The organism is Corynebacterium sp. (assembly GCF_012837295.1).
GTDB lineage: Bacteria > Actinomycetota > Actinomycetes > Mycobacteriales > Mycobacteriaceae > Corynebacterium.
The window spans coordinates 1-9,927 of sequence record NZ_DURI01000339.1; the positions used below are offsets into that span (position 1 = coordinate 1).

Annotated in this window: 7 protein-coding genes; 1 reads left to right on the forward strand and 6 read right to left on the reverse strand. The window is 70.8% G+C overall.

Annotation, left to right across the window (positions count from 1 at the left end; translation table 11 throughout):
* Positions 1 to 1,343 (forward strand): glutamine--fructose-6-phosphate transaminase (isomerizing) (gene glmS / locus GX015_RS11230; protein ID WP_291345195.1); only part of this gene is annotated, 1,343 nt, incomplete at its 5' end.
* Between the two features lie 108 nt (positions 1,344 to 1,451).
* Here the strand turns inward: glmS and GX015_RS11235 are convergent.
* The 6 genes from GX015_RS11235 to GX015_RS11260 form a co-directional block, all read right to left on the reverse strand.
* Positions 1,452 to 2,348 (reverse strand): DMT family transporter, encoded by an 897-nt coding sequence (locus GX015_RS11235; RefSeq protein WP_291345196.1) that lies wholly within the window; start codon positions 2,346 to 2,348, stop codon positions 1,452 to 1,454.
* 60 nt (positions 2,349 to 2,408) lie between these two features.
* Entirely contained in the window at positions 2,409 to 4,586 is a 2,178-nt protein-coding gene (locus GX015_RS11240; protein ID WP_291345197.1) for an acyltransferase family protein, read from the reverse strand.
* A 203-nt stretch (positions 4,587 to 4,789) separates the two neighbouring features.
* The gene (locus GX015_RS11245) at positions 4,790 to 6,628 is read right to left on the reverse strand and encodes an acyltransferase family protein (RefSeq protein WP_291345198.1); all 1,839 of its coding nucleotides are present in this window, start codon (positions 6,626 to 6,628) and stop codon (positions 4,790 to 4,792) included.
* Positions 6,629 to 6,789: 161 nt separating this feature from the next.
* Complete coding sequence (locus GX015_RS11250; protein WP_291345199.1) at positions 6,790 to 8,388, reverse strand: hypothetical protein; 1,599 nt, start codon at positions 8,386 to 8,388, stop codon at positions 6,790 to 6,792.
* Positions 8,385 to 9,359 carry an ABC transporter ATP-binding protein gene (locus GX015_RS11255; protein ID WP_291345200.1) on the reverse strand — a complete coding sequence of 325 codons (975 nt, stop codon included), beginning with the start codon at positions 9,357 to 9,359 and terminating at the stop codon, positions 8,385 to 8,387. The genes GX015_RS11250 and GX015_RS11255 overlap by 4 nt, the downstream gene beginning before the upstream one ends.
* The coding region (locus GX015_RS11260; protein ID WP_291345202.1) for a hypothetical protein at positions 9,346 to 9,927 on the reverse strand (582 nt) is incomplete at its 5' end. The genes GX015_RS11260 and GX015_RS11255, both read right to left, overlap by 14 nt.

A 9,927-nucleotide genomic window follows, 5' to 3' on the forward strand; every position in this document is an offset into this window, starting at 1 on the left:
CCGACCGCATCATCGCGGCGCGCCGCTCCACCCCGCTGATCGTCGGCGTCGGCGGCGACGGCATGTACCTCGGCTCCGATGTGGCGGCGTTCATCGCCCACACGAAGGAGGCCGTGGAGCTGGGCCAGGACAACGTCGTGGTCATCACCGCCGACGACTACAAGATCATGGGCTTCGACGGCGTCGAGCAGTCCGGCCGCCCGTTCACCATCGACTGGGACCTCGCCGCCGCGGAGAAGGGCGGCTACGACTCCTTCATGATCAAGGAGATCCACGAGCAGCCCGCCGCCGTCCGCGACACGCTGGCCGGCCACCTGGTCGACGGCCGCATCGTCCTCGACGAGCAGCGCATGACCGACCAGGACCTGCGGGACATCGAGAAGGTCTTCGTCGTCGCCTGCGGCACGGCCTACCACTCGGGCCTGCTGGCCAAGTACGCCATCGAGCATTGGGTGCGCATCCCGGTGGAGATCGAGGTCGCCTCCGAGTTCCGCTACCGCGACCCGGTGCTGGACCGCCAGACGCTGGTCGTCGCCATTTCGCAGTCCGGCGAGACCGCCGACACCCTGGAGGCCGTGCGCCACGCGAAGTCGCAGGGCGCCCGCGTGCTGGCGGTGTGCAACACCAACGGCGCGCAGATCCCGCGCGAGTCGGACGCGGTGCTGTACACCCACGCCGGCCCGGAGATCGGCGTCGCCGCCACGAAGTCGTTCCTGGCGCAGGTCGCGGCGAACTACATCGTCGGCCTGGCGCTGGCGCAGGCCCGCGGCACGAAGTACCCCGACGAGGTCACCCGCGAGTACCGCGAGCTGGAGGCGATCCCGGACAAGATCGCGGCGGTCGTGGAGATGCAGGAGCAGGTCTACGACATCGCCCGCGAGCTCGGCGCGATTCCGACCATGCTGTTCCTGGGCCGCCACGTCGGTTTCCCGGTTGCGCTGGAGGGTGCGCTGAAGCTGAAGGAGCTGGCGTACATCCACGCGGAGGGTTTCCCGGCCGGCGAGCTCAAGCACGGCCCGATCGCGCTGATCGAGGATGATCTGCCGGTGGTCGTGGTGGTGCCGTCGCCGAAGGGCCGCGCGGTGCTGCACTCGAAGATCGTGTCGAACATCCAGGAGATCCGCGCCCGCGGCGCCAAGACGATCGTCATCGCGGAGGAGGGCGACGAGAAGGTCCGCCCGTTCGCGAACTACCTCATCGAGATCCCGGAGTCGTCGACGCTGCTGCAGCCGCTGCTGTCGACCATCCCGCTGCAGTTCCTGGCCGCGGAGATCGCGCGCCAGTGCGGCAACGAGGACATCGACAAGCCGCGCAACCTGGCCAAGTCGGTGACGGTGGAGTAGTTCCCTCCGCTTTCCGGTCGCGTTTCGCATGCGCGGGGGCCGGGGCACGGATCGCTTTACGACGGTCCGCGTCCCGGCCCTTCGCCGTTGTCGCGGGGTGCGGCGGGGTCAGTCGAGGCGACGGGGGCCCGCGCCGGCAGTACGGGGGCGAGGCCGCATCGTGGCCAGGGCGACGCCGATGGCGACGGGCACGCACATGGCCAGCGCCAGCGGGGAGGCATCCTCGCCGAGGAGCACCGCGCCGAGGACGATGCTGATCAGCGGCGGCAGGAAGTGCGCAACTGCCGCGCGGTCGGGGCCCGCCTGGCGGATGAGGGTGAGCCACATGGTCATGGCCAGCACGGAGGCGCCGAAGATCAGGTAGATCTCGGCGGCGAGGAACCGCATGGTGAGCTCGGGTGCGCTCTCGAATAGCAGCGCGACGGCGAGGCTGGGCACGCCGGCGGCGAGGCTTTGGATGCCGGTGGACAACCACGGGCTTCCCGGCGGGACGAGCTTCGGGGTGAGCACCGTGCCCGCCACCAGGCAGGTCACGGCGCCGAGGCTGAAGCCGACGCCGGTCCACGAGGTTTCGCCGGAGTCCAGCCGGGTCCACGCGGATCCGACGACCCCGAGGAAGCCGAGAATGCACCCGATCCACTGGGTGATCAGCAGCGCCCGGCCCCGCAGCGATGAAATCACCAGCACCGCAAGCGGGGTCAGCGCGGTGACGATCGCCCCCATGCCCGCCGACAGGTTCGGCATGGCCGTGGCCATGAGCCCGAGGTAACCGGCGTTGTTGAGCAATCCGACGACTGCGGTTCCCGCCAATCCCCGCCGGGTCAGCGCCTTTCGTGCGCCCCATGCGGCGGCGATCATGATGACGCCGGCGATCGTGCAGCGGATGCCGACGATCGTGTACGCGCCGGCGTGGTCGCTGGCGACCTTCATGGCCACGAAGGCGCCCGACCACAGAGTCGCCCAGGTGAGGGTCAGCGCGGCCAGGCGCAACGGTGAAATCTGCAACGCGGTCGACCTTTCGGGGTGAGTGGAGAACCCCCGAAACACTAGCCGACCGGGTGACCCCTACACCGCCGAAATGTCCGTCGGGCGCGTGGCGCTCTCACTCGCCGGAACGGACGGCGTCCCAGCCGGCGTCGCGGGCCCCGATGCGCCGTCCGCGTCGTCGGTGCCGCCACCACCTGCTCCGCCGGTGCCACCTGCTCCGTCGGTCTCCTCGGGCTCCTCCACGGGGCGGGTCAGCGACGTGAAGACCTCCCGGTCCTTCGTGTCGACGATCCGCGACTTCGGCCCCTTGCCCTTCTCCGGGAAGGCCTGGGCGAGGGCGTCGGCGAAGCGGGCGGACCGCTCGGCGTTGCCGGTGGCGTTGTAGTGCACCAGGTCGCCTTCGAGGAACCATTCCTGTTCCACGTCGGCGGCCCAGTCGTAGAGGTGCAGGTTCGGGTGCTTCTTCTGCGCATCCCGCAGGGCGTCGTTGAACGGCTCCATGTTGACGATGTCCCATGGCCCGTAGTTGCGGCCGGTCCACGCGGTCGACCACAGGACGCGCTCTCCCTTGAGCTGGTCGAGCATCTGCGCGATGCGGTCGGGGTGCGGGAACCCGTGGCCGACGGCCTCGTTGGCGGCGTCGTTGACGCCCGTGGCGATCACCCAGCACGTGCCTTCCGGCATGCCCTGCGCCTTGAGCTCGGCCACCGACGCGACGGCGCTGGGGTAGTTCTGCCAGCCCTCGGCGGTGGCGCGGGCGCCGAACACCGACGTCACCACGTCTTCGGCGCCGACCTCCAGATAGCGCAGCGCCGCGTTGTCCGACGGATCGGGCAGCTGCACCTCGGAGAACATGCCGATGGACGTCGAGTCGCCGACGTGGACCACGGTCGTGCAGCTGGTGGCGGCCGGGCCCTCTGACTCGGCTTCCGCCTTCTTGGCGTCCATCGCCGCGATGGATTCGGGATCGACCAGGGGACGCTCGTCGACGGCCATCGTCTGATCCGGCGACGCCGTCGCGGGCGCGCCCGTCAGCGAATGCGGCAGGCCCATCATCGCCACGGCGGCCAGCACCACGGTGGCGCCGGCGAGGACGGGACGCGGGAACCCGGGGCCGGCGACCAAATCGCGGCGGGCCCGACGATGCGCGGCCAGCCACGCCTTCACCGGCTCGACGACGCCGTTGCGGCGGATCGGATCTTCCACCATCGTCCACGACAGGGCCGCGAGGAAGAAGGACAGCACGATGACGATCGCCGCGCGCAGCAGCTGATTCTCGTTCAGGCTCGCCGGCAGGTACACCGTCACGGGCAGGTGCCACAGGTAGATGCCGTAGGACCGTTCGCCGATCCAGCGCATCGGGGCGGTGCCCAGCAGCCGGCCGATGATCGTGCGTCCGTGGAGGATGCCGTGGATGACGGCCATGGTGGCCACGCTGAGCACGACCAGTCCACCGCTGAACAGGAACGGGGAGTGGTCGGGCAGCGTCGCGATGAGCCCGATGATGACGGCGATTCCCGCCAGCGACGCGATCTCGGCGGTGAAGCGTCCGGGCTTGGCCTGGCCGCCGCGGTGGACCAGGAAGATGGCCAGGGCGGCGCCGAGCAACAGGCCGCCGGCGCGGGTGTCGGTGCCCTCGTAGATGCGGGTGGCGTCGGCGTCGACGGTGGTCAGGTGGTGCATCCAGAAGAAGCTCGCGGCGGCGAGGGCGACGGTCGCGCCGCCGATGATCCACCGCGCCCGGTGCCGGCGGCCGAATAGCGCGAACAGCAGCGCCAGCACGAGCGGCCACACGAGGTAGAACTGCTCCTCGATGGACAACGACCACATGTGGTCCAGCGGCCCCGGCCCCGCGAATTGGTCGAAGTACGACTGTCCCTGTGCGATGACCCACCAGTTGTTCACGTAGACCAGGGCGCTGAGGGCCTCCCCGATTCGCTCGCCGACGAGTTCCGGGGTGCTCAGCGCGGTGACCAGCATGACCGCGATGACGGTGACCACCACCGCGGGCACGAGCCGCCGGAATCTCCGCAGCCAGAAAGTCCCCAGCCCGAAGGAGTCGCGCCGGTACTTGGCCTTCAGCAGGTTGGTGCTGATCAGGTAGCCGGACAGCGTGAAGAACACCGCCACTCCCAGCAATCCGCCCGGCGCCCACTGTGCGCCGAGGTGGTAGAAGAGCACCGCCATCACGGCGATGGTGCGCAGCCCGTCGAGGGCGGGCACGTATTTGGTGCGGGAATCTACGGGTTTGGGCATGGGAGGGCCTTCGCGGGTCTGCGCTCGGGGCGGGCTGGGGAGGTTCGCGCGCCACTCGGGAATCGCGCCGGGATCATGATGCTCCCGGGCGCAAACAAAGGCCAGACACCAGTTACTGGGGGTTCACCCAATCGCACGTTGCCCCCGGGTGCGGGTGGGCGTCGCAAAGCAAGGGAGTCCGTTGAAGGACGAGCTTTACGACGTCAGCACGACGCCGGGACCCCGTCCTCCCGATCCACCCACTGCTGGAGTGCATCGCGGACCGCATCGGCGTAGGCCGTCGCACCGGTGAGGGTCGGGTGGATGTAGTCGTCGCGGAGCAGCGTCGTGTCCGCCGTGGCGGCGCGGCACCATTCGGCGCCGTAGACGTTGTCGTACTCCTCGGCGAACTCGATGACCTGCTCCTTGGCCTCCGGCATGTACCAGCGGTCGCCGTAGGGCATGACCAGGATGATCACGCGGTCCTCGCCGAGGAGCTCGACGATCTCCTCGAACTCGCCCTCGCGGGCCGCGCCGTTGGTGCCGAAGCCGAGGACCACGAACTGGTCGAGGGTGCCGGCGGCCTCCATGTTGGCGATCATCGTCGGCAGCGCCTCGTAGTGGCGGGACACCGCGCCGTCGACGTAGATGCCCGGGAACTCCTCGTCGAGGGCCGCGGCGCTGGCCAGCAGCACCGAATCGCCCAGCGCGGTGATGCGGTCGCCGGTGGGCATCTTCCGGTCCGGCAGCTTCGGCGCCGCGGCCTGGGCGGCCTCCTGACGCTGAGCGAGGGCCTCGAGGTCCGCCTCCAGGTCGTCGCCGGGACGCGCGCCGCCCGTGATCGCCGCGGGCAGCCCCATCAGCGCCACCGCGACGAGGACGACCGTCGCGCCCGCGAACACCGTGCGGGGCGTGCCCGGGCCGGCCACCCGATCGCGGCGGGCGCGGCGGCGGGCGGCCCGCCAATCGCGGAAGGGCTCGATGACGCCGTTGCGGCGGATCGGATCCTCCACCAGCGTCCACGACATCGCGGCCAGCAGGAAGGACAGCGCGATGACCACGGCGCCGCGCAGCAGCGGCATGTCGTCGAGTTCCTTCGGCAGATACACCGTCACCGGCAAGTGCCACAGGTAAATGCCGTAGGACCGCTCGCCGATCCACCGCATCGGCGCGATGGCCAGAACACGGGCCACGATGGTCCGCTGGTGGAGGATGGAGTGGATGGCGGCCATCGTCGCCAAGCTGAGCACGGCCAAGCCACCGCCGAACAGGAACGGCGAATCGTCGGGCATCACCGCGATGAGGGCGATGATTACCGCGATGCCGACCAAGCCGGAGATCTCCGCGGGCAGGCGCTTGAACTCGGGCGCGCCCGTCTTGCGCACCAGCACGATCGCCAGCAGCGCGCCGAGCAGGAGGCCGCCCGCGCGGGTGTCGGTGCCCTCGTAAATGCGGGTGGCGTCGGCGCCGGCGTCGGACAGGTACGCCATCCACGCGAAGCTCGCCGCGGCCAGCGCCAGCGTCGCCGCCCCGATGAACCACTTCGCCCGCTTCCGCCTCCCGAACAGCGCGAACAGCAGCGCCAGCACCAGCGGCCACACGAGGTAGAACTGCTCCTCGATCGACAGCGACCACATGTGGTCCAGCGGCCCCGTCGACTCGAACTGGTCGAAATACGACTGCCCCTGGGCGATGACGTACCAGTTGTTCACGTACAGCAGGGAACTGATCGACTCGCCCACGCGGTCGCCGAGCTCGCCCGGCGTCGACAGGGCCGTGACCAGGAAGACCGCGGCGACCGTCACCACCACCGCCGGCACGAGCCGCCGGAATCTGCGCAGCCAGAAGGTGCTCAGCCGGAAGGAATCGTGCCGGTACTTCGCCCGCAGCAGGTTCGTGCTGATCAGGTAGCCCGACAGCGTGAAGAACACCGCCACGCCCAGCAGACCGCCCGGCGCCCACGACGCGCCCAGGTGGTAGAAGAGCACCGCCATCACGGCGATGGTGCGCAGACCATCGAGCGCCGGGATGTACGTGGTGCGGGAATCTACGGGTTTGGGCATCTGGCGGGGCTTCCTTTTTGGGGCACGTGCGGGGTGCGGCGCCGGAGTGGGGCGCGACGGGGAGCCGCCGACATGATGGCCGGCGCACGACTGCAACATTCTCCCCGCCGCCGTCGCACCGGCGTTAGTCGTCGCCGGCCGCCCGCCGATTTCGGGGGTGCCTACCCCACCAGGTCGCGCTTGCCGACGGCCACCGCACCCAGAACCATGCCCAGAACGCCGATTGCGGCGAGGACGATGGCGCCGGTCCAGTCGACCGTTCCGTCCGCGGCGTGCGGGGCATGGGCGAACAGCGAAACGTCCATCAGCCAGTCGGGGTAGCCGAAGATCCCGCCGAAGAAGGTGGTCACGCCGGACCAGGCGACGGGGATCCACGCCAGCCACGCGACCTTCGGAAGCACGGCGGCGAAGAAGGCCGCGATGCCGGCCGCGGCGATGGCGGCGGGCCACTGCCCGCCGAGCGACCACAGTGCGCCGGAGGCGATGTCGGGAGTGTCCGTCGACGCCTGCGCGGCGGTCGCGCCGAGCGGTGCGGCGATGGCGATGATCACGGTCACCGCGGCGACCGCCACCGCCCACGCGACGACGTAGGGCCGCGGGCGCCGGACTCCGGAGGCGAGCTCCGGCGTCAAACGCCCGGCGGCCTCGTCGCCGTGGACGGACAGCGTCGCCTGCACGGCGGTGCACGCGACGAGGAGACCCAGCCACGTGCCCATCAGCTCGGTGAACACGTCCTCCATCGTCGAGCCGCCGGCCATCTGCCGGGCGAGCTCGGCGGTGCCGGGGGAGGACTCGAGCATGGAGGTCATCTCGCCGGTCATGGACATGAAGAAGATGGTCAGCGCGATCGTGGCCACCGCCCAGCCCAGCAACGTCGGCCATTCCAGCCGGGCCCGCAGGCCCCACGATCCGTGTCCTCGCCACTGCGTCGTGCGCCGCGCCGAGCCCCGCTCGCCGCGGGCCGGCCACGTCGCCCCGAGATCGCGCCGGGCGGCGACGGTCATCGACGCCCACACCATGACGAGCACCACCGCGGCCATGGGGATCAACGCCCACGCCCGGTTCTCGCTGAAGGGGGCCACGACGTCGCGCCACCCCAGCGGCGACAGCGGCCGCAGCCAGTCGAGTTCGCGTACATCCGCGATGGCGCGCACGGCGAAAGCGAGCCCGAGATAGGCCATGCCCAGGCCACGGGCGCCGCGCGCGGTTTTCGCCGCGTGCCCCGCCAGCAGACCGATCGCCCCGGCCGCCGACGTCGCCGCCGCCACGACGGCCCCGGTGAGCATGCAGCCGATGGCGGACATGCCTTCGATGGCGGTGGAGCACGCCAACAACGCCAGCGTCGACCCGAGCCCGAGCGCCGCGCAGGCGCCGATGACGACGATGGCGGCGGAGGCGGCGTGGGTGCGCGTCGTCAAGCCCGAGGACCGCACGATCTCGGCGATGCCGTCGTCCTCGGTCGCGCGAGTCAGCCTCACGGCCAGCAGGATCGCCATGACGGAGCCGAGGATGGACACCCACATCCCGGTTTCCCACTGCGTGAACGCGCCGAAGGTGAACGGGTCGGGGACGATGCCGTACATCGCGCGCAGGCCGAGATTGACGCGCATCGGCTCGGCGAGGACCTCGAGTTCGGTCTGGTTCGGGTAGGTCGCGCGGTAGGCGGGCGGGGTGACCGCCATGAATGCGATGAGCGGGGTCAGCCACCCGATGAGGAATCCTCGGCGGGTGCGCAGGTGCAGGCGCAGCAGGGTGGTCATCGCTGGTCACCGGCTTGTTCGCGGGTGCTTGACGACGCTCCGGAGGGGCCGTGGCCCGCCCGCGCCTCACCGGAGTAGTGGTCGAGGAAGATGTCCTCGAGCCCGGCGTCGGTGCAGGAGATGTCGGTCGCGCCGCGGGAGAGCAGATCGGACAGGGCGGCGGGGACGTCGTCGCGGGGGAGCAGGCGCTCGACGCGGGATCCGTCCGGCAGCGTGGCCGCGAGCTTGGAGCCGCGCAGGTGCGTCAGATCCGCCAGCGACCCGGATTCGACGAGGCGGCCCTCGCGGATGATGGTGATGTCGTCGGCCAGATCCTGGACCTCCGACAGGATGTGGCTGGACAGCAGGACCGAGGCTCCCGCGGCGACGCGCTCGCGGACGACTGCGGCGAACTCCCGCTCCATGAGCGGGTCGAGGCCCGACGTCGGTTCGTCGAGGACCAGCGCATCGACGTCGGCCGCCAGCGCCGCGACGAGCATGACCTTCTGGCGGTTGCCCTTGGAGTATTCGCGGTTCTTCTTCGTCGGGTCGAGGCGGAAACGCTCGATCAGTTCGGCGCGCACGGCAGGGTCGTCGCCGCGGGAATCGCCCGCGCCGCCGGCCCGGAGTTTCGCCAGCGTGGCCAGCGTCTGCCCGCCGGTGAGCTGTGGCCACAGGGCGACGTCGCCCGGAACGTACGCGACGCGTGCCGTCGCCGCCGCCGGATCGCGCACCGGGTCGTGGCCCAGGACATCGATGGTGCCCCCGTCCGGGCGGAGCATGCCGAGGATCGCCCGGATCGCCGTCGACTTGCCGGCGCCGTTGGGGCCCAGGAACCCGCGCACGGTGCCCCGGCGGACCGTGAGATCCAGGTCATCGACCGCGGTGAACGACCCGAAGCGCTTGGTCAGGCCGCGCACGGTGATGGCGGGGGCGTGGGCGTCGTGAAGCGAATCGGTGCGGGGACGGGGCGTGGAATCAGCTGAGGTCACGGGAATACTCCTCGATGTAGGAGCCGAGCCGGTCGAAGGCGAGCTCGACGAAGCGGCGCTGGCCCGGGGCGGGGTATGCGGCGGTGACCAGCGCGCGGGCCGGGCGATTGGCCGCGAAGAAACGGAGGGAGGGGATGAGCGACGGCGGCAGTTCGCCGTATTGCTCGACGATGGCGAAGCCGCGGTCGACGAGGTCGCGGGCGTCGTCGTCGGTCCAGCCGGGATCGGCCAGGGCGGCGATGCGGAGGTAATAGTCGGCGATCTCGGCCGGGTCGGCGTGGTCGAGGAGCTCCACGACGTCGTCGTTGATGTGCCCCAGGCGTGCGGCGATGTCGGACAGGCGGCGCTCGCGGCGCATGAGCGTCAGCGCGCGGCGGTCGCCCGTGGCCTCGATCGCCGTTTCGATTGCGTCGTAGACCGCGGACAAGCGGGCGGGGAGGGCCTCGGCGGGGGCGCCGTCGGCGGCGGCGTCGCGCAGGCGGGCCAGCCGGGACCGGTGCTCCTCCAGCTCGGCGATGCGCTCGTCGATGGAGGCGATGGCCGCGTCGAGGCCGTCGGCGTCGGGGAC